Origin of the sequence: Pantoea sp. B65 (assembly GCF_047308185.1) — a bacterium.
Taxonomy (GTDB): Bacteria; Pseudomonadota; Gammaproteobacteria; order Enterobacterales; family Enterobacteriaceae; genus Erwinia.
The window spans coordinates 279,389-304,351 of sequence record NZ_JAHXPU010000023.1 but is presented as its reverse complement, the minus strand read 5'-3'; the positions used below and the strand labels follow the sequence as shown (position 1 = coordinate 304,351).

Annotated in this window: 23 protein-coding genes; 18 read left to right on the top strand and 5 right to left on the bottom strand. The window is 56.0% G+C overall.

The genetic code is table 11. The features are described from left to right. Positions 1–52: 52 nt before the first annotated feature. The gene (gene cueO, locus JWF83_RS11370) at positions 53–1,633 is read right to left on the bottom strand and encodes a multicopper oxidase CueO (RefSeq protein ID WP_413650343.1); all 1,581 of its coding nucleotides are present in this window, start codon (positions 1,631–1,633) and stop codon (positions 53–55) included. 196 nt (positions 1,634–1,829) lie between these two features. Between cueO and JWF83_RS11365 the strand changes: the two genes are divergently transcribed. The 3 genes from JWF83_RS11365 to speD all read left to right on the top strand — a co-directional run bounded on the left by JWF83_RS11365 (position 1,830) and on the right by speD (position 3,984). Beyond that, complete coding sequence (locus JWF83_RS11365) at positions 1,830–2,177, top strand: YacC family pilotin-like protein (RefSeq protein ID WP_413650342.1); 348 nt, start codon at positions 1,830–1,832, stop codon at positions 2,175–2,177. Positions 2,178–2,282: 105 nt separating this feature from the next. After that, entirely contained in the window at positions 2,283–3,146 is an 864-nt protein-coding gene (gene speE / locus JWF83_RS11360; RefSeq protein ID WP_413650310.1) for a polyamine aminopropyltransferase, read from the top strand. A 28-nt stretch (positions 3,147–3,174) separates the two neighbouring features. After that, complete coding sequence (gene speD, locus JWF83_RS11355; RefSeq protein ID WP_413650309.1) at positions 3,175–3,984, top strand: adenosylmethionine decarboxylase; 810 nt, start codon at positions 3,175–3,177, stop codon at positions 3,982–3,984. Between the two features lie 77 nt (positions 3,985–4,061). Here speD and JWF83_RS11350 read toward each other — a convergent pair whose 3' ends face one another. The 3 genes from JWF83_RS11350 to dtnK are packed head-to-tail and all read right to left on the bottom strand — an operon-like array spanning position 4,062 to position 7,080. Further along, complete coding sequence (locus JWF83_RS11350) at positions 4,062–4,823, bottom strand: DeoR/GlpR family DNA-binding transcription regulator (protein ID WP_413650308.1); 762 nt, start codon at positions 4,821–4,823, stop codon at positions 4,062–4,064. Positions 4,824–4,829: 6 nt separating this feature from the next. Further along, positions 4,830–5,810, bottom strand: a complete 981-nt coding sequence (locus JWF83_RS11345; protein WP_413650307.1) for a D-threonate 4-phosphate dehydrogenase — start codon at positions 5,808–5,810, stop codon at positions 4,830–4,832. Continuing rightward, the gene (dtnK, locus tag JWF83_RS11340) at positions 5,803–7,080 is read right to left on the bottom strand and encodes a D-threonate kinase (RefSeq protein WP_413650306.1); all 1,278 of its coding nucleotides are present in this window, start codon (positions 7,078–7,080) and stop codon (positions 5,803–5,805) included. Before dtnK ends, JWF83_RS11345 begins: the two co-directional genes overlap by 8 nt. Before the next feature lie 223 nt (positions 7,081–7,303). Between dtnK and JWF83_RS11335 the strand changes: the two genes are divergently transcribed. The 6 genes from JWF83_RS11335 (at position 7,304) to JWF83_RS11310 (ending at position 14,246) form a co-directional block, all read left to right on the top strand. Then, the gene (locus tag JWF83_RS11335) at positions 7,304–8,452 is read left to right on the top strand and encodes an iron-containing alcohol dehydrogenase (protein ID WP_413650305.1); all 1,149 of its coding nucleotides are present in this window, start codon (positions 7,304–7,306) and stop codon (positions 8,450–8,452) included. Between the two features lie 17 nt (positions 8,453–8,469). Beyond that, entirely contained in the window at positions 8,470–9,354 is an 885-nt protein-coding gene (locus JWF83_RS11330; protein WP_413650304.1) for a dihydrodipicolinate synthase family protein, read from the top strand. Between the two features lie 52 nt (positions 9,355–9,406). Beyond that, on the top strand, positions 9,407–10,357 hold the full coding sequence (locus tag JWF83_RS11325) for a phosphoglycerate dehydrogenase (RefSeq protein ID WP_413650341.1): 951 nt from the start codon (positions 9,407–9,409) through the stop codon (positions 10,355–10,357). Between the two features lie 99 nt (positions 10,358–10,456). Beyond that, positions 10,457–11,776, top strand: a complete 1,320-nt coding sequence (locus tag JWF83_RS11320) for an MFS transporter (protein ID WP_413650303.1) — start codon at positions 10,457–10,459, stop codon at positions 11,774–11,776. Positions 11,777–11,877: 101 nt separating this feature from the next. Beyond that, positions 11,878–13,185 carry an MFS transporter gene (locus JWF83_RS11315; protein WP_413650302.1) on the top strand — a complete coding sequence of 436 codons (1,308 nt, stop codon included), beginning with the start codon at positions 11,878–11,880 and terminating at the stop codon, positions 13,183–13,185. Positions 13,186–13,199: 14 nt separating this feature from the next. Further along, positions 13,200–14,246, top strand: a complete 1,047-nt coding sequence (locus JWF83_RS11310; protein ID WP_413650301.1) for a cyclase family protein — start codon at positions 13,200–13,202, stop codon at positions 14,244–14,246. 42 nt (positions 14,247–14,288) lie between these two features. Here the strand turns inward: JWF83_RS11310 and yacL are convergent, their stop codons facing one another. Continuing rightward, complete coding sequence (gene yacL / locus JWF83_RS11305; RefSeq protein ID WP_413650300.1) at positions 14,289–14,651, bottom strand: protein YacL; 363 nt, start codon at positions 14,649–14,651, stop codon at positions 14,289–14,291. Between the two features lie 218 nt (positions 14,652–14,869). On the opposite strand from yacL, the gene JWF83_RS11300 reads away from it, so the two are divergent. The 9 genes from JWF83_RS11300 to JWF83_RS11260 all read left to right on the top strand — a co-directional run bounded on the left by JWF83_RS11300 (position 14,870) and on the right by JWF83_RS11260 (position 24,938). Beyond that, positions 14,870–15,784, top strand: coding sequence for a LysR family transcriptional regulator (locus JWF83_RS11300; protein ID WP_413650299.1), 915 nt, complete (start codon positions 14,870–14,872; stop codon positions 15,782–15,784). A gap of 217 nt (positions 15,785–16,001) precedes the next feature. Next, entirely contained in the window at positions 16,002–17,429 is a 1,428-nt protein-coding gene (locus tag JWF83_RS11295; RefSeq protein ID WP_413650298.1) for a M20 family metallopeptidase, read from the top strand. 26 nt (positions 17,430–17,455) lie between these two features. Beyond that, positions 17,456–19,051: an ABC transporter substrate-binding protein gene (locus JWF83_RS11290; RefSeq protein WP_413650297.1), complete on the top strand. Its 1,596-nt coding sequence runs from the start codon at positions 17,456–17,458 to the stop codon at positions 19,049–19,051. A gap of 12 nt (positions 19,052–19,063) precedes the next feature. Continuing rightward, complete coding sequence (locus JWF83_RS11285; protein ID WP_413650296.1) at positions 19,064–20,137, top strand: ABC transporter permease; 1,074 nt, start codon at positions 19,064–19,066, stop codon at positions 20,135–20,137. Continuing rightward, entirely contained in the window at positions 20,134–21,069 is a 936-nt protein-coding gene (locus JWF83_RS11280; protein WP_413650295.1) for an ABC transporter permease, read from the top strand. The genes JWF83_RS11285 and JWF83_RS11280 overlap by 4 nt, the downstream gene beginning before the upstream one ends. Further along, positions 21,062–21,928, top strand: a complete 867-nt coding sequence (locus tag JWF83_RS11275) for an ABC transporter ATP-binding protein (protein ID WP_413650294.1) — start codon at positions 21,062–21,064, stop codon at positions 21,926–21,928. The genes JWF83_RS11280 and JWF83_RS11275 overlap by 8 nt, the downstream gene beginning before the upstream one ends. After that, on the top strand, positions 21,925–22,695 hold the full coding sequence (locus JWF83_RS11270) for an ABC transporter ATP-binding protein (protein ID WP_413650293.1): 771 nt from the start codon (positions 21,925–21,927) through the stop codon (positions 22,693–22,695). Before JWF83_RS11275 ends, JWF83_RS11270 begins: the two co-directional genes overlap by 4 nt. 15 nt (positions 22,696–22,710) lie before the next feature. Next, positions 22,711–23,634 (top strand): serine hydrolase domain-containing protein, encoded by a 924-nt coding sequence (locus JWF83_RS11265; RefSeq protein ID WP_413650292.1) that lies wholly within the window; start codon positions 22,711–22,713, stop codon positions 23,632–23,634. Continuing rightward, positions 23,631–24,938 (top strand): MmgE/PrpD family protein, encoded by a 1,308-nt coding sequence (locus JWF83_RS11260; RefSeq protein ID WP_413650291.1) that lies wholly within the window; start codon positions 23,631–23,633, stop codon positions 24,936–24,938. The genes JWF83_RS11265 and JWF83_RS11260 overlap by 4 nt, the downstream gene beginning before the upstream one ends. Positions 24,939–24,963: the final 25 nt, after the last annotated feature.

Genomic DNA, 24,963 nt, shown 5'->3' with positions numbered 1-24,963 from the left:
ACGCATAGCGGTACTGGCGGGACAGGGAGCCCGCCACGCAGCAACCAGCGGGTTAACTCACGGTAAAGCCGAGCATCATCCCGCTATCCTCATGCTCCAGCAGATGGCAGTGCGCCATATAGGCATGCTGCGCATCGGCGACATAGTTAAAGCGCACCAGCACTTCACTGCGCCAGCCTTCAACCCGCACCATATCTTTCCAGCCGCTGCGATGGGCTTCCGGCGGTTTACCGTTTTCGGACAGAATACGGAACTGAGCGCCATGAATATGAAAAGGATGCAGCATGGCATCGCCTTCCCCGGAAATGGTCCACTTTTCATAGTCGCCTAATTTTGCGGCAAACATCGGCTTTTTCATATCAAAAGCCAGACCATTGATCTTATTGCCGTGATGGAAATCGTAACCCGCCGCGCCTGCCGTATTATCGCTGCCGGGCATCGCGCTATGGTCCATACCGCCGGCGCCATCCATATTGTCATGAGCATCCATCGCCATACCGGCCATCGCTTTATTACCGTACTTACGCGTTAATGCCTGCATACCGAGCCGGTCGAGTTGCGGATCCATCATCAGTTGCAGCCAGCGGTTAGTGATGCCGTCCGTCGCTGGCAACGGCGGCAGATCGACCAGTTTATCCGGCAACTGACCGCTGGCCTGAACCATCAGCGGCAATATATTCAGCAGCGGTAAGGGCTGATCAAATGGCTTCAGCGCCATGCCCATTTGCTGTACTGGCAGTGTCACCAGATCAAAAGGCTTGCCGTCTTTGGTATCCACCATCACTTCAAAACGCTCGCCCGGCAGCAGTTCCAGCTCGCTGACTTTAACCGGTTCAGCCAGTAAACCGCCGTCGCTGGCAATCACATACAACGCGCGCCGATCGCTGGCCGCAATACGCAGCGAGCGGGCGTTACACCCATTAAGCAGCCGCAGACGCAACCAGCCCCGCGGCGCCGCATGCTGCGGATACTGCACGCCATTCGTTAACATCAGATTGCCAAACCAGCCCACCGCCGCACTGAGAACATCCAGCTGATAATCGATTTTACTGCCATCCGCGCTCAGCTGTTTGTCCTGCAAAATCAGTGGAATATCGTCCACCCCCCACTGTTTTGGCAGCATTAACTTTTCGCTGTCGCTATCCTGCAGGATCACCAGTCCCGCCAGCCCTTGCGCCACCTGATAGCCGGTTTCGCCATGCTGATGGGGGTGAAACCAGCAGGTAGCCGCCGGTTGATCGGGAGTAAAACTCACCGTACGGCGCTGGCCTGGCTCGATACGCGCCTGTGGACCGCCATCCACCGCGCCCGGCACTTCCAGACCGTGCCAGTGCAGCGTTGTGGCGCGCGGCAGCTTATTCTCGATATTGACACTGATGGGTTTACCGCGCTCCAGCAACAAAGCCGGACCAAGCAGATCGCCGTTATAGCCCCAGCTTGGCACTTTGTTGCCGTTCCACAGTGAGAAACCACTGCGGGCGGTTAGCGTGACTTCGCCGCGCGGGTCGGCACTCAGCAACTCAGGGATCGGCAGCACCGGATGGGTCGCAGCCATAAGTGAGCGGCTCCAGAGTGGTAACACACCGGCAGCACTGAGTGCGGCACTCAGCTTAAGAAAATCGCGGCGTAACATCATCGCATCCTTTACAGTAAAAAGTTATCGCGCAGCTTAAACCTTCACCTGGCGGTAAGGTCAAGTTCAATCAGATTCATCATACGGCTAAAAACTGATGAAATTGATTGTTGAAGGCAGGTTAAGCGGCAAAATTGTCTGAACACTGAGTCTAACTGTGCTAACGTCAGGATATTGCAACTTTATGAGAAGAATTATGAACAAAGGCATCAAGGCTCTGTTTCTGACCGGGCTACTGGGTTTCTCCTGTTCCAGCTTCGCGCTAAGCGAATCCGAAGCGGAAGATCTTGCGGATTTGACCGCAGTCTTTGTCTATCTGAAAAATGATTGTGGCTATCAGGACTTACCCGATGCCCAAATCCGCAAGGCATTGATGTTTTTTGCCCAGCAAAACCGTTGGGATTTAACCAATTACAGCAGCTACAATATGAAAGCGCTGGGCGAAGACAGCTACCGCGATCTGAGTGGTATCGCCATCACCAACGATAAAAAGTGTAAATCTCTGGCACGTGATTCCCTCAGCCTGCTTGCCTACGTAAAGTAACCCGCCGCGATTGATTCTCTGCTGGTCATTTGACCGTGCAACCACGGTCAGAGTTAGCTATGATGTGCCGCCCATTTTTCATGGCTATTTTGAGGAGACTCCCCCATGGCCCAAAATGAAATGTGGTATGAAACGCTTCATGCCGGTTTCGGACAGTATTTCACGGTCGATAAAGAGTTGTATCGTGAGAAGACCGAACATCAGGATCTGATTATCTTCGAAAATGCCGCTCTGGGTCGCGTTATGGCGCTGGACGGCGTGATACAAACCACCGAGCGCGACGAGTTCATCTACCACGAGATGATGACCCATGTGCCGTTACTGGCGCACGGTGCGGCAAAGAAGGTGCTGATTATTGGCGGTGGCGACGGCGCCATGCTGCGCGAAGTCAGGCGCCATAAGAATATTGAACAGATCACGATGGTCGAAATTGACGCCGGCGTGGTCAGCTTTTGTCAGCAGTATCTGCCGAACCACAGTGCCGGAGCCTATCAGGATCCGCGCTTCACACTGGTGATTGATGACGGAGTTAACTTCGTCAATCAATGCAGTGAGAAATTTGACGTCATTATTTCCGACTGTACCGATCCTATCGGTCCTGGGGAAAGTCTGTTTACGTCCGAATTTTACGCTGGATGCCATCGCAGCCTTAATCAGAATGGCATCTTTGTCGCGCAGAATGGCGTTTGCTTCCTGCAGCAGGATGAAGCCATTAACAGTCACCGCAAACTGGGCCATTACTTTAGCGACGTCAGCTTTTACCAGGCAGCGATCCCGACCTACTACGGCGGTATCATGACCTTCGCCTGGGCGAGCGATAATCCGGCTTTGCGCCAGATTGATAGCGCAACCCTGCAAGCGCGTTTTGCTGCAGCAGGCTTAACCTGCCGTTACTATAATCCGGCAATCCACACTGGCAGCTTTGCCCTGCCGCAATATCTGCTGAATGCACTGTCAGACGCAAGCTGACCGGGCATTTATAAGGGGGTGAACTAAATTGCAAAAGCTGAAACTACATGGCTTCAACAACCTGACAAAGAGCCTGAGTTTTTGTATCTATGATATTTGCTATGCAAATACCGCTGCCGAGCGCGACGGATACATTGCCTACATTGATGAGCAATACAACGCCAATCGACTGACTGAAATCCTGAGCGAAACCTGCTCGATTATTGGCGCTAATGTGCTGAATATCGCTCGTCAGGACTATGAACCACAAGGGGCCAGCGTCACCATTCTGGTAAGCGAAGAGCCGATTGACCCGCGTGATATCGATAACTCTGAACATCCTGGCCCACTGCCTAATTCGGTAGTTGCCCATCTGGATAAGAGTCATATCTGCGTCCATACCTACCCGGAAAGTCACCCGGAGGGTGGACTGTGTACCTTCCGCGCCGATATTGAGGTCTCCACCTGCGGCGTCATCTCTCCGCTAAAAGCGCTGAATTATTTAATTCATCAACTGGAATCGGACATCGTTACCATCGACTATCGCGTACGTGGCTTTACCCGCGATATTAACGGGGTAAAACACTTTATTGATCATGCGATTAACTCAGTTCAGAATTTTATGTCTGACGATATGAAGTCGATGTACGACATGATGGATGTGAATGTCTATCAGGAGAATATCTTCCATACCAAGATGCTGCTGAAAGAGTTCGACTTAAAGCACTACTTGTTTAACACCAAACCGGAAGAGTTAAGCCCGCAAGAGCATAAACGTATCACCGATTTGCTGTGGAAAGAGATGCGTGAAATTTACTACGGTCGCAATATTCCTGCCGTGGGATTAAAAACGCTGTAACGGCCGCAGAACGGGAGCCAGCAATGGCTCCCCCCGTTTCCGCGATATCGCCCTGCAGCGGCCATAATGACGGCATTTCAGACCGTCAGCGTCAGCTGAAACGCCTGCCCACCCAGCGCGGCGCGCGCGTCTGCTTCCAGATGCTTATCGGTGATAATATCAGTCAGACCCTGCAGCGGCGAAACGCAAAACAGTGACCAGGAGCCATACTTACTGCTGTCAGCCAGCAATACGCGGCGGCGCGCATTCACCAGTAAATCCTGCTTCAGTCCGGCTTTCTCTTCGGTCGGGGTAGTAATGCCTTTCTCCAGACTCCATGAGTTACAGCTAACAAAAGCGACATCCGGATAGATGGTACGCAGAAAACGCCGGCCATGATCGCCAATACAGGACTGACTGGAGTCATCAATACGACCGCCAATAATCGTCACTTCAATCTGCTTAAATTCTGACAGAAACAGCGCAATATGCAGATCGGCGGTAATCACCCGCAGCGGCAGATGCGTCAGCTGACGCGCCAGTTCCAGCATAGTGGTACCGGCATCCAGTACCACCGCATCACCGGCCTTTACCAGGCTCGCCGCCTGCTGCGCTATCGCCTGCTTCTCGGCCAGATTGCGCTGTGATTTCTCCAGCGTGGTCGGCTGCGCCGGGATAAAGCGATTCAGCGTGACGCCACCATGGCTGCGGCTGATTACCCCCTCCTGATCAAGCTTAATCAGATCGCGGCGAATAGTGGCTGGCGACGCGGAAATCGCGGCGACCAGTTGTTCAACAGTGACCAGATTATGACTTTTCAGATAATCCATAATCTGATCGAGGCGGCTTTGTCCCTTCATATTTCCTTATGCCAGTTGCATCGCGAGTTGGATGGAAATCGCCATGCTCTCAGACTTCGCTTTACCTGTCCAGGCAATATCAAACGCCGTACCATGGTCAGCCGAAGTACGGATAAACGGCAGTCCGGCGGTAATATTAACGCCGTCATAGAAGCCTAATAGCTTCAGCGGAATATGCCCCTGATCGTGATACATCGCCACCACCATGTCATACATCCCTTCGTAACACTGCAGATAGACCGTATCCGGCGGGCACGGACCATACACATTAATGCCTTTTGCCTGCATCGCCTCCACGGCGGGGCCGACAATGGTGATCTCTTCCTCGCCAAACAGACCATTCTCCCCGGCGTGCGGATTAACCCCGGCGACCGCAATACGCGCATGAGGAAAGCCGACGCGCTTCATAAAGGTATCCGCCATGCCAATCACCGTTTCCACCCGTTCGCGGCCAAGGGTATCGAGGAACTTGCGCAGCGCAATATGGGTGGTGACATGAATCACTTTCAACCGCTCGGTATACAGCACCATGGCGTAATCTTTGCTGTTGGTGAGTTTCGCCAGCAGTTCGGTATGGCCCGGATAAATATGCCCGGCCAAGTGCAACGCTTCCTTATTCAGCGGCGCAGTAGCGATAGCATGCACCTCGCCCGCCATCGCCAGTTCTGTTGCACGCTTCACGCAGCGATAGGCCAGATCGCCGGCCGCCGCCTGAACCAGGCCGGGCTTTAATACCTGCGGATCTGCCAGCGGCTCGTCGATAATATTAATAATGCCGGGAGCAAAGCGCGCATCGGACACCTTGTCCAGCACCCGTAATTCCACTTGCGGCGTAATATTCAGACTCATTATCCGGCGCAGCGTGGCGGCACATCCCACCACTACCGCCGGGGCGCCGGAAAGCTCCCCTTCAGCCAGGGATTTGATAATAATTTCCGGGCCAATACCTGCCGGGTCGCCCATAGTAACCGCAATAATTTTACTCACTCGACTTCTCCTCAATAAAACGAATAACTTCCAGCAAGGTGTTTTCATCGCCAAAACCACCGGCTTTGGTCATCACCAGCATGTGTTGATAGGTATTAAGCAGGTGGCCGTACGGCACACAGCCCGCCACCTGACCATTAATCTGAAATCCGCTGGCGCCCAGCCGCCGGGCGACAGCCAGCGCCACATCACCGCCGGAAAGATAGAGCGCGGCTGGCTCTGCCTGCGGCAAAATCGCCGCGGTCAGGTCGCCGAGCAACTGACAAATTTGTTCACCTAATTGCTGACGTGAAATCTGATGTTGCTGGCACAGGGCCGCGATAGCATGGCGCTGTTCGGGCTGCTGACAGGTGCGGATCACGCAGTGCTCTCCCTGCCGTAGCGCCGTCACGGCCTGCTGCAGCCACTGATTACGCTGCGGCCAGCGGGGGTGCTGAAACAGTTGAGTGATATCGACATCCACCAGCGTCAGGCGATGCCGGGCGTCGATACGCGCAATCTGCTGACGGGCGATATCACTCATCGAACCAATCACCGCCAGCAGAGGGGAGGATGTGCGGTCGGCCAGTAAGGCGCCCAGCGCATCGCTTAATCCGGCGGCACCGGCCAGTAACGGTTTTTCCGCCAGCTGCGCCGCCGCCAGCATCAGGCGCCGGATATCGTCATCTGATTCTGCATCGGCCACCAGCAAGCGTGTTCCCTGGCGCAGATGCTGTTGCAGGCACGCCACTAACGCGCCAGAACGCACCGTATCAAGCGCCAGCACCGCGCCGGGCAGCTGACTCTGCGCCTGCAAGCGCGCCAGCACGCTGGAATCAGTCACCGGGGTTTTCGGATCGCTGGCAAATTCGGTTTCGGTTAACCGATGACCATTAATCAGGCAGCAACCATTGCGCGTGGTGCGCCCCAGCCGTGGCACCGCCGGCACCACCAGCGCCAGCTGCCGGCCGCTGGTCAGCAGCGCCGCTTCAATCTCAGCGCCGGGATTACCGCGCAGAGTGGAGTCGATTTTTTTGAAAATCCAACCCTGCCGCACCATCTCAACGCCTGCACTCATCGCCTGACGGGTACGTTCAGCGGCCTGCTCCGCGCTCAGCGCCCGGCTGTCCGTACTGATCACCCAGACATCCGTCTCAGCACTATTGATTGCCGTGGCACTGTTAAACAGGACACTCACTCGCGCACCGGCCCGGGCCAGTCCGCTACCGGCGTCATTAGCACCAGTAAAATCATCGGCAATCACCCATACCGGGGTTTTCCACTGCGTCATTTATTCTCCATCAGGGTTGAAAGATTGCGTCAGTCATCATGCCACACAACCCGATAATGATTATATTCAATCATGATTGATTATATGTGAGCAAGATCAAATTAATCAAAATCAATATATCTTATAAAATTAGCCAGCAGATGTGACAAACGTCGCGTTGAAATGACGAATTACAATCACCAGCGGTCTGCGCAAGCGGTCGTCAGGAGAAAAGGCAGAAATAATGAATATCAACAGCACCCTTATCAGCGGTTATCAGGCGCTTAATGACATTAGCTATCTGTTGCAGGATAAGCAGAGCGTATTGCTGGTCACGGATAAAAATATTGTGGCGATCCCGGCAGTACAACAGCTGATTGCGCAGGTGAAGTCCCATGTCCGCAGCCTGAAAATGGTCGACAACGTGCCGCCAGAGCCAAGCCAGCACGATGTCGCCGCCATACTGGCGCCGCTGGAAACGCAGGGTATTGATATGGTGATCGGGATTGGCGGCGGCAGTGTGCTGGATGTCGCCAAGTTGCTGTCGGTGCTGAGCGTAGAACAGGCCCCAACGCTGGAGGCGCTGCTGGCAGGCGAGAAGCCGCAAACGCGCACCACCACGCTATTGATCCCGACCACCGCCGGTACCGGCTCCGAAGCCACCCCTAACGCCATTCTGGCGATCCCGGAGAAACAGACCAAAGTCGGGATTATCTCGCCGGTGATGCTGCCCGATTTTGTCGCGCTGATACCGGAGCTGACCACCAGCATGCCGGCGCATATTGCCTCTTCCACCGGTATTGACGCTCTTTGTCACCTGATTGAATGCTTTACCGCCACCGTGTCGAACCCGGTAAGTGATAACTACGCGCTGATCGGCATGAAAAAGCTGTTTGCCAGCCTGGAAACTACCGTTGCCGAACCGGCTAACCTCAGCGCCCGCCTCGAGATGTTGTGGGCCTCTTATTATGGCGGCGCGGCCATTGCCCATGCCGGTACCCACCTGGTACACGCCATGTCCTATCCCCTGGGCGGCAAATACCATATTCCCCATGGCGTAGCGAATGCCATTCTGCTGGCCCCCTGCATGCGCTTTGTGCGCCCGGCAGCGGTCGGCAAGTTTGCCCAGGTTTACGATCTGCTGCCCTCTTCCGACCACGCGCTGACGGAAGAGGCGAAATCGCATGCGCTGGTCGACTACTTCGCCGCGCTGGTAAAACGCCTGAAGCTGCCAGCCAGCCTTGATGAACTGGGGATTAATGCCGACCACCTGCCCTACCTGGTGGAGGCCGCGCTCGATGTGCAGCGCCTGATGAAAAACGTTCCGGCAGCGGTCAGCGCCAATGAGGTGCGCGATATTTATATGACGCTGTTTCCGACACTCAATCACTAATGGATTACGAGGATAAGATGAGCAAGAAAATTGACGGCGTATTAACCGCCATCGTCACCGCCTTCGATCGCGACGGTGCTTATAACGCCAGCGCCATGCGCCAGCAGATTCGCCGCCAGCTGAAAGCCGGCAACGGTATCTTTTGCGGCGGCACGAACGGCGAATTCTTTGTGCTGAACGAGCAGGAGAAGCTGGCCGTGACGGAAACCTGCGTCGATGAAGTGGCGGGCAGCGCCAATGTTGTCGCCCATATCGGCGAAATCTCGACCCGCGAAACTATTCGTCTGGGTAAACAGGTGGCAAAGCTGGGCGTCGATGCAGTATCAGTCATTACCCCGTACTTTGTGCCGCTGAAACAGCATGAATTGATCGCGCACTATCGCGCGGTGGCGGATGCCGTTGAGGTACCGGTATTTCTCTACAACATTCCGGCACGCACCGGTAATACCCTGCAACCGGATACGGTACGCACGCTGGCGGCACACCCGAATATCATCGGGATTAAAGATAGCGCGGGCAGCTATGAAAGTCTGAGTGGTTTCCTGCAGGCGGTCAAAGGTATCGAAAACTTTAACGTGCTGAATGGTCCGGACTCGCTGATTCACCAGGGTTTTGTCGATGGTTGCTCCGCCTGTATTTCCGGGCTGGCCAACGTCGCGCCAGACGAAATTAACGCTATCTGGGCGCACTTTAACGCCGGCGATATCGAGGCGTCACGCAAGGCGCAGGAGAGTGTTACCGGCCTGCGGACCGATCTGTATAGCGTCGCCTTCTCTCCGGCAGCCGTGAAGAAAGCGCTGGCGCTGATGGGCCACGACGTCGGCGAAAGCCGCTATGCGGTGCAGTTCAGCGCTGAAGACGAACAACGTATTCGTCAGATCGTGAATCAATACCTGCAATAAATCATCTTGCGGCGTTGCGGCGCCGCTTCATACCAATACCAGGAAACGAATGATGAAAGTAATCTGCACCTCGCCTTCTTTCGCCAAATACGATGATACCCCCATCGCTACGCTGAAAGACCAGGGCTTTGAACTGATTATGCTGCCCGCAGATGCGCCACTGTCGGCACTGGCAGCACATCTGGCGGATACCGTGGCGATGATTGTCGCCTTTACCGAGGTCAATGCTGCGCTGCTGGACCTGGCACCAAAACTGAAGATTGTCTGCAAGCATGGTGTCGGCGTCGATAATATCGATCTGGCAGCGACACGTGAGCGGGGGATCTACGTCACCAACGTGCCGGATGCCAATAAGCATGCGGTAGCGGATTTCGCCTTCGCGCTGATCCTGAACAGTGCGCGTCAGCTGAACCAGGCCGCAAATGAAACCCGTGCGGGTCACTGGCCGCGTATCTTCGCTACCGATGTTTACGGTAAAACGCTGGGGATTATTGGTCTGGGCAATATTGGGAAACAGGTCGCATTGCGCGCCAAAGGTTTCAATATGCGCGTACTGGCATTCGATTATTATCCCGATAAGGCATTTGCCGACCAGCATCATATCCAGTTTGTCAGCCTCGATGAACTGACTGAGCAGAGCGATTTTATTACCCTGCATACTCCACTGACCAGTGAAACTCGTAACCTGTTTGACAGCGCGCGGATAAAACGTATGAAAAAATCAGCGTTTCTGATCAACGTGTCACGCGGTGGCGTGGTTAATGAAAGCCATCTCTGGCAGGCGCTAACCGATAATGTAATTGCAGGCGCCGCGGCGGATGTATTTGAGCATGAACCGTTAACGACTCATCCGCTCTTTAGCCTGAATAATTTTATTCCCACCTCGCATATTGCCGGCTATACCGACGGCGCAATCAGTGCGATTGGCGAACGCTGTGTACAGCAAATTATTCAGTGCGTGGTCGAAAAACAGCGACCGGCAAATATTATGAACTCCCTGTAAATATATCCTGCAAAGGGGGAATAACTGTCCCCCTGACTATTACAGGCTGAAAGCACTGCTATTCAGCCGATTAATCTTACTCTGTATCGGGCTATTATTATGAATGCAATGGGAAGTAAAACCCGGATTCGTTGGTGGATTGCTGGTCTGATGTGGCTGGCGATTGCCATTAATTATATTGACCGTACGGTACTCTCTGCTGCCGCACCACATTTAATTAGTGAGCTTAGCCTCAATCCGGAAATGATGGGTTTTATTATGGCGGCTTTTTTCTGGTCTTACTCACTACTGCAAATTCCGGCAGGCTGGTTTGCTGACCGTTTCGGTCAGAAAAAAGGGCTGGGACTGGCAGTGGCCTGGTGGTCAGTGGCCACTTCGGTGATGGGGCTGGCAACCGGTTTTAAATCGCTGCTGGCACTGCGTCTGGCGCTGGGTGTGGGTGAAGCCGCAGCCTACCCCAGTAACGCCGGGATCACCGCGCGCTGGTTCCCTGATAGCGAACGCGCCACGGTTTCCGGTCTGTTTGACAGCGCCTCAAAGTTTGGCGGCGCCGTTGCCATGCCGCTGATTGTCTGGATGATCTACATGTTCGACTGGCGGCTGACATTCCTGATTATCGGTTCTGTCGGGCTGTTATGGGTCATTGCCTGGTATTTTATCTATGCAGAAAACCCGGAAGATCACAAAAAGATCAGTGCGCTGGAAGTCAGCCATATTCGCAATGGCCAGATCCAGAAGCATGGTGATAAATCCGTTTTGCCGATGAAATGGTACAAGTTGCTGCGTTACCGCAATATCTGGGCGATGTGCCTGGGATTCTTTACCATCAACTATACCTCCTATTTCTTTATCACCTGGTTACCGACGTATCTGGTACAGGAAAAAGGGATGGATTTCATTAAGATGGGGATGGTTGCCGCCCTGCCGCTGCTGTCAGGGATGGTGATCGAAGTGGTGGCGGGCTGGGCATCCGACCGTGTGGTACACAGCGGACGACTGTCGCTTACCGCCACCCGTAAGCTGTTTCTGACTATTGGTCTGCTAATGGCTCTCTGTATCGGCTTCGCCCCCTTTACTGACTCGGTATTTATGACCGTATTCCTGTTGTGCGTAGCGAAATCCGGCACCACGGTGGCCGCCTCACAGGTATGGGCACTGCCGGGGGATGTCGCGCCGAAAAACAGCGTATCCATTGTCGCCGGCTTGCAGAACACCGTCTCCAACCTCGGCGGCGCCATTGGGCCAATCGTGACTGGCGCGATTGTCGCCGCCACCGGCTCCTTCACTTTTGCGCTGGTTTTCTCAGCGGCACTGGTGGTGCTGGGCATCATTAACTATCTGTTCCTGATGGGTAAAGTGGAGCCTATTGTGGAAGCAAGCAACTCGCAAGTACATCGGGCTTCGGTCGGACAACATTAACCGCCATAGTTATTATCAATCTCTGCCATCACACCTCAGCCATGAGGTGTGATTATTTAGTCCGCAGCTGAAATAAAAACAAAAAATCACCGGAGGCGTTAATGTCGCTTAATTCACATGATAGTGTCGTGATGGCAAGTGAGAATAAAAAAACCGCAAAAGGAAAGATGCGTTTTATTATTTTAACCGTCCTTTCTGTCGGTATCGCAATTAACTATGTCGATCGGGCGGCAATGAGCGTAGCCATGCCATTTATGTCCCACGATCTACAATTATCCAGCACCGATAGCGGATTATTATTATCCGCCTTTTTCTGGAGCTACGTTTTATTTCAGTTACCCGGGGGCTGGCTGGTCGATAAAATCGGGCCACGCATCACCTTTGCGTTAAGCAGCTTCGGTTGGGGCCTGGCTACCGCCGCCTGCGGGCTGGCAAATAGCGTCGGCGCACTGGTCGGTTTTCGCTTTGCGCTCGGCGCCGTAGAGGCCCCCTGCTATCCGGCAAGTTCATCAACGGTAACCCGCTGGTTCCCCCGCCAGGAACGCAGCTTTGCCGCCGCCACATTCAATAACGGCAGTAAAATCGGCGGAACCCTGGCGATCCCAATCATCTCTTTTCTGATTGCGCTGGTTGGCTGGCGCATGACCTTTGTTATCTCTGGCGTGATTGCCATTATCTGGGCGATAAGCTGGTATCTGTGGTATCGCGATCCCCGTGAACATAAAACCGTATCCCGCGAAGAAGTGGAATTTATCGAAGCGAATCAGGATCCGGACACCGGCGCAGCGATGAGTATCCGCCAGTTGCTACGCCAGCGCACCGTGCAGGCGATGATGGCCGGTTTTTTCTGCATCAATTTCGTTTCCTATTTCTTCTTTACCTGGTTCCCAACCTACCTGGTGGAAACCTTTCATCTGTCACTGATGAAGTTTGGCCTGCTGGGGATGTTGCCGGGTATTGCCGCGATCATCGGCGGCTGGTGTGGCGGCCTGCTCTCGGATGGTCTGGTGCGCCGCGGTGTATCACTGACCATCGCCCGTAAAATTCCGCTGGTCGGCGGCATGCTGGGGAGTGCAGTGATCGGCCTCGCTGCTTTTTCTCCCACCGTTACGCTGGCGCTCTCAGCACTCTGTTTCGCCAACTTTGCCGCCACTTTCGCCTCGGCGGCACTCTGGGCGCTGCCTTCAGATGTCGCGGCGAATCGTGCGAACGTCGCCACCATCGGCGGTATTCAGAATATGGCGGCCAATCTGGCAGGCATCATCTCGCCAATTTTGATCGGGGTGTTGATGCAGTTTACGCACTCATTTGTAATTCCACTGGTGCTGGCGGGGATTGTCGGCCTGTTTGGCGCACTGATTTACGGTTTCTGGCTGCCGACGGTGAAACCCATGCAGCAGGCCGCGTAATAAGAGGAAAGAAGATGCAACAGTCACGCTGGACACAACGCCCGGCCCAGTCCACATGGGGAGATTTTGGCCCTGACGATCAGCTGGGCCGGCTGAATCTGTTAACCCGGGAAAAAGTGCTGGAAGGGATACGCGAGGTCACTACTGGCGATACTTTCTGCCTGTCGCTACCGCTCGATCTGCCGGGCGGTACGGCGCTCAACCCGCGCCGTCAGCCACCACAGCTTAATGCCACCCGGCGTGGTGAGTTTCCTAATATGACCTATCCGCTTTCGCGCGATGATGGCCGGCTTAGCGATATCATCTGCGACGATAGCGTTACCCTGGCTCTGCAATACTCCACCCAGTGGGACAGCCTTGCCCATATGGGACAGTGGTTTGACGTCTATGGTAATGGCCAGCGGGAAATGGTGTTTTACAACGGCTATAAGGCCGGGGTAGATATTGTTGGCGAAACCGATTTTCGCGCCGGCTGCGGCTGCTCACATGGCAGCCATCTCGGCGCCAAAGCGCTGGGCATTGAAAATATGGCGCGGCATGGCCTGCAGGGACGGGCGGTAATGATTGATATCAAAAAACATTTTGGTATTGAACGCATCGCTTTCGGTTTTCAGCATCTGCAACAGATCCTGCGCGCCGATAACATTGCCATTCGCCCTGGCGATATGGTCTGTTTTCGCACCGGTATGGATGAAGCGCTGTATCAAATGGCCGGGAAGCCTGACGCGGCTTATCTAAGCTCACATTTCGCCGGGCTTGACGGTAGCGATCCGGCGCTAAGACAGTGGGTGGTCGACAGCGGTGTGGTGGCGCTGATTGCCGATAATCCGGCGGTAGAGATCCTGCCGGCACACCCGCTCAGTGATGATTTCTATCCTTCGCACCCGCTGCACGATCTCTGCCTGTTCCGGCTGGGGGCTTATCTGGGGGAACTGTGGCACCTGAGTGAGCTGGCCGACTGGCTGCATGCCCACCAGCGCCATGCCTTTTTATTAACCGCGCCGCCGCTACGGTTACCGGGTGCGGTGGGTTCGCCAGCCACACCTATCGCCACGGTATAGCAATCTGCTGACGCCGGGGGCAACGGCCATAGCGCCCCGGCTTTATTTCCCCTGCAAAAATCGTCGATAGGCGGCAATCACGGCGAGAAAATCCTCAACGCCGCAAAAAGAGAGGCTCTCTTCGTCATAGTAGTTCATGCCCTCTTCCAGACCGTCGTCGTCGAAATTAAGCTGATTAGCGCGAATAATAATCTCTTCGTCATCCATCCACAGGCTGTACTCATGGCCGACATGCTGCCACTGGCGTTCACTGCCTTTAATCGCTTTCACTGCCGCCTCTACTTCATCCAGCAGTGCGAGGTTCTCTTTCACTTCTTCATTAAACCAGTGGCCGACGGCTTCATGATCCATCGACATACGCACCTTCACCACGCCGGTGACGTCACGTAAAAATTCATATTCCATCGTACTTTCCTCTGCAAGCCTGGCGGCTCAGTCACGCACTGCTGTAGTGCATTTTCCGCACAGCGTGCGTTATGAATGTGTGCTGGCTGGCATTATCGCAGCCTGTGAGGCGAAAAAAAGAGATTTCCGGTCCATTTAACACTGTGGCGCGTTTTTTGCGTGATGTTTACAGATCGGCTGAACACATCACTCCTTTCGTCCAGACAGAGGCCTTTATTATGGAACTGAAATGGTTCGAAGATTTTCTCAGTGTAACCCGTTGTTATAGCTTTACCCGGGCGGCAGAGGAACGTCATATCACCCAGTCCGCTCTAAGCCGTCGTATCCGTCAGCTGGAAGACTGGCTCGGCGTGCCGCTATTTGATCGTAAAACCTATCCGGTAACGCTCACGCCTGAGGGACAGGCGTTTCTCGCTACCGCCAGTGAAACCGTTTTTGCCATGTCGCACCTGCGTAATGATATGCATCTGCGCTATAGCCAGCGTACCGCAGTGATGCGCTTCGCCATGCTGAATACCCTGTCGTTAACCTTTTTCCCTGACTGGATCAAACAGATCAGCCTGCAGCAACCGCTGGGCTATATTCGGTTATGCGATCAAAAACCGACCTTTTCCGAACTCATCACCTTGTTACATAGCGGTGAAACCGATTTTCTGCTGACCTACGCCCATGATTCCGTCTCATTGATCCAGCAGCTAAGCAGTTTTCCGATGCTGCGGCTGGGTACCGAACGTGCTATAGCAGTGTGTCGTCCCGACAGCGACGGCAAACCGCTCTATCCTATCGGCTTTGGGCGCGATCCGATCCCGTACCTCAGCTACGGACATCACACTTTCTTCGCCCACGCGCTGGCGGAGATGTTTAGTCGCAAGCCATTGCCGCTGACAACCATCTACGAGAACGGTATGTCAATCAACCTGAAAGCCATGGCGCTGTCAGGCAGCGGCGTCGCCTGGCTGCCGGAAAGCCTGGTTCAGGAAGAATTTAGCCGCGGCATACTGGTACGCGCCGGCGATCGCCACTGGGATATGCCGCTGGATATCCGTCTGTATCGTCAGCCCCATCTGCGTAATCATCAGGAAGAAGCCTTCTGGCTCAGCGCCAAAGGGGAAACCAGCGTTTCCGCCGCCTGATCCCCCACCACGGGCGGGATTAATGCCGCCCGTTACCTGTTCAGCGCGGCGGGATCGATTCCGCCCTCTGTCGCGATATCGTCGCTAAAACTATGCGTTTTTGGAATGGGGCAGGCGAAATGCTCATTGGCATTTTGTCGGCGCCCACGCGCATTCTGAAGGTCCTGGGCCGCGCCTGCGCCCGCCTCTCACCCGACAACGATTCCTGGGGACCGTAATGCAAAACAAAGAGTTAGTCTGGAAGTTGGTGGATGAACATAAAACCGAATTCTGCGAGCTGAGCGACCGTGTATGGGGGATGCCGGAAATCTGTTATACCGAATATCGCTCGGTGGCCGAGCATACCGCGATGCTCAAACAGCAAGGTTTTCGCGTCAGCGAAAATATCGCCGATATCCCGACGGCGGTAATGGGCGAAGCCGGGTCGGGCGGCCCGATTATTGCCATTCTCGGGGAATACGATGCCCTGCCCGGCCTCAGTCAGGAGTCCGGCGTGGCTTATCCGTCGCCGTTGCCGGGCAACGGGCAGGGACATGGCTGCGGCCATAACCTGTTAGGCTCGGCGGCAATGCTGGCCGCGACGGCGCTGAAAGAGTGGCTGGCCGCCACCGGCACTCCGGGGCGCGTACGTTACTATGGCTGTCCGGCAGAAGAAGGCGGCGCGGCGAAATCGTTTATGGCTCGCGCTGGCGCCTTTGATGGCGTAGACGTGGCGATCACCTGGCACCCGAGCGCCCATCACGAAGTCGCGAAAGCGCAATCCCTTGCCAATACGCGCATGGACTTCTTCTTTACCGGTCGTTCCTCTCATGCCGCCGCCTCGCCCCATCTCGGCCGCAGCGCGCTGGATGCCGCCGAGCTGATGAATGTTGGCGTACAGTACCTGCGCGAACATGTGCCGCAGGATTCCCGGATCCACTACGCAATGCTCGACTCCGGCGGCATTGCGCCAAACGTGGTACAGGCGAAAGCCGCAGTGCGTTACGCCATCCGGGCGCGCGATGTGCATGCGATGTTCGATCTAAACGAACGGGTAAAACGCGTGGCGCAGGGCGCCGCGCTGATGACCGATACCAAAGTTGAGATCAGCATTATGAGCGCGGTCTCCAACCTGCTCGGCAACCGCCCGCTGGAAGAGGCGATGCAGCGCAATCTTGAAGCGCTGGGTACGGTGAAATTTGATGACGCCGACCTCGCCTTTGCCGCCGAGATTCAGGCGACGCTGAGCGCGGAAGAGATCGCCAGCGATATCCGCAAAACCGGCATTAAACGGGCCAACCCGCAACCGCTCAGCGACTTTATTATCCCGCTGGATACCCACGGCGAAGTGATGATGGGCTCCACCGACGTTGGCGATGTCAGTTGGGTGATCCCGACGGTACAGGCGCATGTGCCCACCATGGCTATTGCCACCCCAGGCCACTCGTGGCAGCTGACCGCGCAGGGGAAAATGCCGGCGGCCCATAAAGGTCTGACGCACGTTGCCAAGGTGATGGCCTCGACCGCCATTGATGTACTGACCGACAAAGTCCTGCTGGCGCAGGTGAAAAAAGCGCATTTCGAGCAGGTTAGCGAGACCCCTTATCAATGCCCGATCCCGGCTGAAGTTAAACCACCGGTTCAGCCGCGTCCGGCTGGCATCTGATCCTTTTTTCCTCTGGAGCCATAAGCATGACCAAACTGAGTTCTGTTGCCGCCGCACTGGTTTTGGCGGGTACTTTTAGCGCGGCCGGTCAGGCCGCCACCCCAGCCGATTCTCTGGTGATGGCGTGGAATATCGACGCCATCAGTACCTGGGATCCGGCACAAATTGGTGAAGTGGTGACCAATGAAATTTACACCAACACCTGCGACACGCTGGTCGATTTTGATGTTAAGGATGAGAAAAAAGTGGTGCCGGATATGGCGCAGAGCTGGGATGTCTCTGACGATCGCAAAAAGATCACCTTTCATCTGCAAAACAAGATGAAGTTCGCCGATGGATCGCCGGCCACCGCCGGCGATCTGGCCTGGTCATTACAACGGGTGGTTAAGCTGGGCTATGGCAACGCCGCCGCCATTAAAGAGTACGGTTTTACCAAAGAAAACGTTGATCAGACTATCACCGCTACCGATGACCACACGCTGGTAATGACCTTCGACAAAGCTTACCCCACCAACCTGGTGTTGCAGGCGATTGCCGCCAACAACGTCTCATCGCTGGTCGACCGCAAACTGCTTGAGAAGCAGGCCGTGGATGGCGACTTTGGTCATAAATATCTCTCCACCCATACCGCCTGTGTGGGGCCATATCAACTGGTGCGCTGGAACGCGGGTGAAGGGGTGGTGTTAGAGGCGACGGCAAATTACTGGGGCCAACAGCCGAAACTGAAACGCGTTCTGATTCGTCATGTGGCGGAAACCGGTACCCAGCGCCTGCTGCTAACGCAGGGCGATGTGGATATTGCCCGCGACCTGTCGGCAGACGATCTGAAAACCCTCGATCAGGGCGGCAAAGTAAAAGTTGAGAAGACACTGAAGCCACAGCTGTTCTTCTGGAGTTTTAACAACGAAGACCCGATTTTCAAAAATGAAAAAGTGCGTCTGGCGATGCGCTATCTGATCGACTATGACGGCCTTGCCAGTAGCGTGATGCCCTACCTCGGCGTGCCACGCGCCAGTTTTGCCCAGCTTGGCGCATTCGGCGCACTGGATGAAAAACAGGGACAGCCATTCAAACTCGACCTGGTCAAAGCCAAACAACTGCTGACCGAAGCCGGTTACCCGGATGGTTTCACCTCTTCGGTATTTTTCGGCACCCTGCCGCACTCGGCGCCGATCGCCCAGAGCATTCAGCAAAATGCCGCCAAAGTCGGGGTAAAACTGACGCTGGAACGGATGGCTAATGCTCAGCTGTTCAGCCGCGCCCGCGGTCGTGAATTCCAGAGTGTGATGATGGCGTGGCAAACCTCCGTACCGGACGCCTACGGTAACGCCTCACGGCTGGTATTTAACCCGGACAACAGCAAAGAAGCGCGGGCGACACAATATCCAAGCTGGCGCGCCGCTTACTACGACCCGCAGATGAATAAAGCCGTAGAAGCCGCACTGCTGGAGCCGGACGACAGCAAGCGCAGCGCCATGTACGCCGATCTGCAGCGTGAAGTGATGCAGAAAGGGCCGATGGCCATCATGTTCCAGATGTACAACACCGCCGGCATCAGCCCGACGGTAAAAAACTGGACCTGGAATGGTTTTCGCGTCTGGTACAACACCGCGAGCAAATAACGGAGGCCGCCAATGTCGCAGCTCTATCCGCACCAACACCTGTCCCGGGAGTCCTCAGCACTCTGGCGCCGCCTGCGGGCGCTGCTGAAAGGCACGGTCTCCATCCTTTGTACGCTGCTGGGGCTGGCGGCATTGACCTTCTTTATTGGCCGCCTGTTGCCGATCGACCCGGTGGTAGCGGTGATCGGCGATAACGCCGGTCAGGAAGCGTACGACCAGATGTTCCGTCAGCTGGGGCTGGACCAGCCGTTATGGAAACAGTTTCTTGATTATATCTGGCAACTGGCGCATCTCGACTTTGGCGTTGCGCTAACCACCAGCCATCCGGTGGCGCAGGATATCGCCCGCGTGTTTCCCGCCACCCTGGAACTGGCGACGCTGGCGGCAATAATTGGCGTCGGCCTCGGTATTCCGGCGGGGGTACTCTCCGCCATGTACCGCAATTCATGGTTCGATCACCTGATGCGCTTTATCGGCTTACTCAGTTATTCCACGCCGCACTTCTGGCTCGGACTGATGGGGCTGCTGCTGTTCTATGCCTCACTTGGCTGGATCGGCGGACCGGGACGTATCGACTTTATCTATGAATTCGATCTGCAGCCGGTGACCGGCTTCTGGCTGATTGACAGCCTGCTGGCGGGTAAGTGGCAGGTATTTAAGAACGTTTTCGGCCATATCATTCTGCCGGCCTCGATTCTTGGCCTCAGCTCACTGGCTTATATCAGCCGCATGGTACGCAGTTTTATGATTGAGCAGCTTTCACAGGAATATATCATCACCGCCCGCGTCAAAGGGCTCTCCTGGGCGCGCTGCGTCTGGATCCACGCGTTGCGTAATGTGGCGGTGCCAACCTTAACCGTAGTGGCGCTCTCCTGGGCCTGGCTGCTGGAAGGCGCGGTGCTGACCGAAACGGTGTTTGCCTGGCCCGGCTTTGGCCGCTACCTCACCAATGCGCTGCTGGCTGGCGATATGAATGCGGTGGTCGGCTGCACGCTGCTGATCGGCGGTATTTTTGTCCTGCTCAATCTGATTTGCGACCTGCTCTACCGTATTTTCGACCCGCGCACGCGTCAGGAGGGACAATGACCGATTCGGTAAATAAATCGCTGCCGGCACGGCGGCGTTCAGCACTGCGCAGCTGGCTCAGCGCGCCGGTCCCCGCCTCGCCGTTTCAGGCGCGGATGCAGCAGCTGTGGCTACAGTGGCTGCGCTTTTGCGCCAACCACTCCGCGCTGTTTGGTCTGGTGGTACTGCTGATTGTGCTGGCGGCGGCGCTGTTCGCGCCCTGGCTTAGCACCCACGATATCTATACGCAGAACCTGGCAAATCGTCTGCAGCCACCCGATGCTCAACACTGGCTCGGCACTGATGAGCTGGGACGCGATATCTACAGCCGTCTGCTGCATGGCGCGCGCATCACTCTGTATATCGCCGGACTGACCGCGCTGATCATCACCCCACTCGGCCTGATTATCGGCACCACCGCCGGTTATCTTGGCGGCTGGGCGGATACCGTGCTGATGCGCCTGGTGGATATATTCCTCGCCTTCCCCAGCCTGATTCTGGCACTGGCGTTTGTCGCCGCACTGGGTCCGGGCATTGATAACGCGATTATCGCCATTTCTCTCTCCTCCTGGCCGCCGATTGCCCGTCTGGCGCGCGCGGAAACCCTGTCGATCCGCAAGATGGATTATATCGCGGCGGTACGGCTACAGGGGGCGACCTGCTGGCACATTATTCTGCGCCATATCATGCCGATGTGCCTGCCGTCGGTGGTGGTGCGCGTCACGCTAAATATGGCGGCGATTATTCTTACCGCCGCCGGGCTTGGCTTTCTCGGACTCGGCGCGCAGGCGCCGAGTCCGGAATGGGGCGCGATGCTGGCCTCCGGGCGCGAATTTATGCTGAACAATGGCTGGATTGCCGCCATCCCCGGTTTAGCGATTCTTTTTACCAGTCTGGCCTTTAACCTGCTCGGTGACGGCCTGCGCGACGTAATGGATCTCCGTCATGAATGACACCCTGCTGCAGGTGGAAAACCTGAATATTATCTTTAAGGGCGCACATCAGGATCACCACGCGGTGCGCAACGTCTCTTTCCATGTCGGACGGGAAAAGCTGGGGATTGTCGGCGAGTCCGGATCGGGGAAATCACAAACCTGCCGCGCGCTGCTGAAGCTGACCCCCAAAATTGGCCGTGTGACGGCGGATAAAATGCAGTTCGGCGCCATCGATCTGCTGGCTGCCAGTGAAAAGCAGATGCGCACCATTCGCGGCGGGCGCATTTCAATGATTTTGCAGGACCCCAAATTTTCGCTGAATCCGCTGATGCGCATCGGCGAGCAGATTAGCGAAGCGTATCGCCTGCATAGCCAGGCCAGCAGAAGCGTGGCGCGCGAGCGGGCGCTGGCGATGCTGGAATCGGTACATATTCGCGAAGTGGAAAAAGTCTATCAGCTCTATCCGCACGAAATTTCCGGCGGCATGGGGCAGCGGGTAATGATAGCCATGATGCTGATCCCGGAACCGGACCTGATTATCGCTGATGAACCGACTTCGGCGCTGGACGTCACCGTGCGTCAGCAGGTGCTCAGTATCCTTGACGAACTGCTGGCGCGCCGTAATACCGGCATGCTGTTTATTACCCACGATCTTAACCTGGTGTCACGCTTCTGCGACCGGGTGCTGGTGATGTATGCCGGACGGGTGGTGGAGGAGATCCGCGCCGATCGGCTGCAGCATGCCTGTCATCCCTATACCCGCGCGCTGCTCGCCAGTCAGCCGCGGCTGCATCAGCCGGTGGAAACCCTCAGTGTCCCGACCCGCGACCCTGCCTGGCTGCACGGTCCTGCCTGGCGTAATGGGGTCGTCTTATGAACCTAACCCCGATCCCCACGCAACTCCGCAGTGTCGAAGCGGTTAATCTGAATATCGCCTTTGGCCACGGCAGCCAGCGACGCCAGGTGGTCAGCGACGTCAGCTTCACCCTCGCCAGCGGTGAAAGCTACGGCCTGATTGGTGAGTCCGGTTGTGGTAAATCCACCATTCTGCGCGCCCTCGCCGGTCTGAACAGCGACTACCAGGGGGCAATTCTGTTTGATAACAAAGAGCAGCGGCCGGTGCGCGATAAAGATTTTTATCGCCAGGTGCAGATGGTATTTCAGGATCCTTACGCCTCGCTGCATCCACGCAAGATGGTGTGGAATGCGCTGCGCGAGCCGTTGCAACTGCACGGCCTCGATCGCCACGAATCACGCATCAGCGAGGTACTGCATGCCGTCGGCCTGAGTGATGCCTTTCGTTATCGCTACCCGCATCAGCTTTCCGGTGGTCAGCGCCAGCGCGTGGCCATTGCGCGCGCGCTGATTATCGAACCATCGGTACTGCTGCTGGATGAGCCCACCTCGGCGCTCGATGTCTCGGTACAGGCGGAAATCCTCAATTTGCTGGTCAGCATGCGCCAACAGCGCAATCTGACCTATCTGATGGTGACGCACGATCTGGCGGTCGTGACCCATCTGTGTCAGCGGGTGGCGATTATGCATCAGGGGCTGCTGCTGGAAGAGCTCAGCGCCGATGCCCTGCGCCAGGGGAATGCGCGCGAAGACTATACCCGGCGTTTTCTCGCCGCCAGTGAATGCTAAGGAGAGAGTTGAAGCATGTTTAGCAAACTGCGTCGTTATCTGCCGACGATCAATACCGATGCGATGATGGTAGTGCAACACGGTGAATGCGTATTTGCCACTGGCGATCTCAGCCAGCGCTATCAGTGCCACTCAATGCGCAAAAGCTTTCTTAGCGCGCTGACCGGTATCGCCGTAGCGGAAGATCGTTTCGATCTGTCGCTGACGCTGCAGGAACTGGGCATTGATGATCGCGACGGCCTGTCGCAGGTGGAAAAACAGGCCTGTCTCTATGATCTGCTCACTGCGCGCTCCGGCATCTATCATCCGGCAAATTATGAGACCGCCTGGATGAAACGGATTAAACCCGCGCGCCACCGCCACGCGCCAGGTGAAAACTGGTGCTACAACAACTGGGATTTTAATGCCCTTGGCAGCGCCTGGCGACAACTGACCGGCGAAGATATTCATCAGGCGTTCGATCAACGAATTGCGCGCCCGATCGGAATGGAGGATTTCCGCCCGCAACCGGATGGCTGGATGGAGCCGGGTCCAGCGTCTGACCATGCCGCCTATCCGTTTCGCCTGTCAACGCGCGACCTGGCACGCTTTGGCCAGCTGTTTCTGCAGCAGGGTCAGTGGCAGGGCAACAGCGTGATCCCATCGGCCTGGGTGAAAACCAGTACCGCGCCGATTTCACACGCCGGCGATCGGGGTGCCTACGGCTATATGTGGTGGGTAACGCGCGACGGCATCGCCTGGCCGGAGGCGACGCTGCCTGCGGGCAGCTATTCCGCACGCGGCGCTGGCGGCCATTTCTGTCTGGTACTGCCAACACTGGATATGGTGGTGGTGCATCGCGTCGATACCGACCAGCCCGCCCGCGAAGTGAACCGTTTTCAGATTGGGAAATTATTGCAGTTGTTACTGGATGAATCTGCCGCCGGAGGTGTTGTATGACCGTAATTGAAACCATTGCCGCCTGGTGCGTGCGCCACCCGACGTTCAGCGCCCGCGCCAGTCAGCTGGCCAGAGACGCAATTAGCGATACCCTGGCCTGTCTGTATGCCGGGCGCGACGATTTCTCCACTCAGGCGGTACAGCACGCCTGGGCGCACTATGAGAGCCAGCCCGCGGCGATAATTGCCCTGCTGAATGGTACCGCTGCCCATGCCATTGATTACGATGATAACTTTGGCCCCGGCATGAGCCACGCCTCGGCAGTACTGGTACCCGCGCTGCTGGCGGTGGCGCTGGAACAGCAGCGCGATGGTCGCGCGCTGATTGAAGCTTACCTGATCGGTTTACAGGCGCAGGCATTGATCGGCGAGGTTGTCAGCAGCGCCCACTATACGGCCGGCTGGCACGGCACGTCGACCATCGGCTGCATCGGTACCGCCGCCGGCGTCGCCTGGTTAAAAGGGCTTGATGAAGCCGGGATTGCCCGCGCACTGACCATCGCCGTCAGCCTCGCCAGCGGAGTAAAGGGGCAGTTTGGTACCCCGCTGAAACCGTTTCATGCCGGGATGGCGGCACGTAATGCTATTGATGCTGCCCAGCTGGCAGCCAGTGAGATGACCGGCCGGCTGGATATTATTGAAGGTGAAATGGGATTTTATCAGCTATTTGCCGGCGCCGGTTTTCAGCCGGAAAGCATGGCGGGCTGGCTGACGCAGCCGCTGCATATTATTGAAACTGTCGGCGTAATGCCGAAAAAGCACCCCTGCTGCGGCTCAACGCACCGCATTCTCGATGCCATTGCCGATCTGCAGGCGCTGCATGCGTTCAGCGCCAGCGATGTGGAATCGGTAACCACTAAGGTTGGCATCTCCAATCTGCGCAACCTCGCCTATCAGCAGCCGCAGGATGAGATGCAGGCCCGTTTCTCAATGAATTACTGCGTGGCGGTCATGCTGGAAAAAGGCGCCCTCAGCGTCGCTGACTTTACCCGGCAACAGGTGCGGCAGCAGGCCGATGCGGCAAAACTGGCGCGGGTTTCGATGAGCAGCTGGAGTGCCGCCGAGGAAGCTGAACAGCCCAATCTGCCGCATATTGTCACTATTATGCTGAAAGATGGCCGCCAGCTCAGCGCGCAACGCCTGAGTGCCAAAGGTTCGTTGACGGAGCCTTTCAGTGCGACAGATAAGCAGCAAAAATTTGCCGATTGTTGCGGACGGTTACGCGGTTTTGAAGAGATCTGGCAACGACTGGGGAATTTACAGCAGGAGAGTCAGCTGGGATTTTTACGCAAGATGATGGTTTGAACTTATGCTCTCCCCCAACAAGTGG

Excerpts from the sequence above, each read along its gene's own strand:
- cueO (WP_413650343.1), bottom strand. The coding sequence starts at position 1,633 with ATGTTACGCCGCGATTTTCTTAAGCTGAGTGCCGCACTCAGTGCTGCC.
- JWF83_RS11365 (WP_413650342.1), top strand. The coding sequence starts at position 1,830 with ATGAACAAAGGCATCAAGGCTCTGTTTCTGACCGGGCTACTGGGTTTC.
- speE (WP_413650310.1), top strand. The coding sequence starts at position 2,283 with ATGGCCCAAAATGAAATGTGGTATGAAACGCTTCATGCCGGTTTCGGA.
- JWF83_RS11350 (WP_413650308.1), bottom strand. The coding sequence starts at position 4,823 with ATGAAGGGACAAAGCCGCCTCGATCAGATTATGGATTATCTGAAAAGT.
- dtnK (WP_413650306.1), bottom strand. The coding sequence starts at position 7,080 with ATGACGCAGTGGAAAACCCCGGTATGGGTGATTGCCGATGATTTTACT.
- JWF83_RS11335 (WP_413650305.1), top strand. The coding sequence starts at position 7,304 with ATGAATATCAACAGCACCCTTATCAGCGGTTATCAGGCGCTTAATGAC.
- JWF83_RS11330 (WP_413650304.1), top strand. The coding sequence starts at position 8,470 with ATGAGCAAGAAAATTGACGGCGTATTAACCGCCATCGTCACCGCCTTC.
- JWF83_RS11325 (WP_413650341.1), top strand. The coding sequence starts at position 9,407 with ATGAAAGTAATCTGCACCTCGCCTTCTTTCGCCAAATACGATGATACC.
- JWF83_RS11320 (WP_413650303.1), top strand. The coding sequence starts at position 10,457 with ATGAATGCAATGGGAAGTAAAACCCGGATTCGTTGGTGGATTGCTGGT.
- JWF83_RS11315 (WP_413650302.1), top strand. The coding sequence starts at position 11,878 with ATGTCGCTTAATTCACATGATAGTGTCGTGATGGCAAGTGAGAATAAA.
- JWF83_RS11310 (WP_413650301.1), top strand. The coding sequence starts at position 13,200 with ATGCAACAGTCACGCTGGACACAACGCCCGGCCCAGTCCACATGGGGA.
- yacL (WP_413650300.1), bottom strand. The coding sequence starts at position 14,651 with ATGGAATATGAATTTTTACGTGACGTCACCGGCGTGGTGAAGGTGCGT.
- JWF83_RS11300 (WP_413650299.1), top strand. The coding sequence starts at position 14,870 with ATGGAACTGAAATGGTTCGAAGATTTTCTCAGTGTAACCCGTTGTTAT.
- JWF83_RS11295 (WP_413650298.1), top strand. The coding sequence starts at position 16,002 with ATGCAAAACAAAGAGTTAGTCTGGAAGTTGGTGGATGAACATAAAACC.
- JWF83_RS11290 (WP_413650297.1), top strand. The coding sequence starts at position 17,456 with ATGACCAAACTGAGTTCTGTTGCCGCCGCACTGGTTTTGGCGGGTACT.
- JWF83_RS11285 (WP_413650296.1), top strand. The coding sequence starts at position 19,064 with ATGTCGCAGCTCTATCCGCACCAACACCTGTCCCGGGAGTCCTCAGCA.
- JWF83_RS11280 (WP_413650295.1), top strand. The coding sequence starts at position 20,134 with ATGACCGATTCGGTAAATAAATCGCTGCCGGCACGGCGGCGTTCAGCA.
- JWF83_RS11275 (WP_413650294.1), top strand. The coding sequence starts at position 21,062 with ATGAATGACACCCTGCTGCAGGTGGAAAACCTGAATATTATCTTTAAG.
- JWF83_RS11270 (WP_413650293.1), top strand. The coding sequence starts at position 21,925 with ATGAACCTAACCCCGATCCCCACGCAACTCCGCAGTGTCGAAGCGGTT.
- JWF83_RS11265 (WP_413650292.1), top strand. The coding sequence starts at position 22,711 with ATGTTTAGCAAACTGCGTCGTTATCTGCCGACGATCAATACCGATGCG.
- JWF83_RS11260 (WP_413650291.1), top strand. The coding sequence starts at position 23,631 with ATGACCGTAATTGAAACCATTGCCGCCTGGTGCGTGCGCCACCCGACG.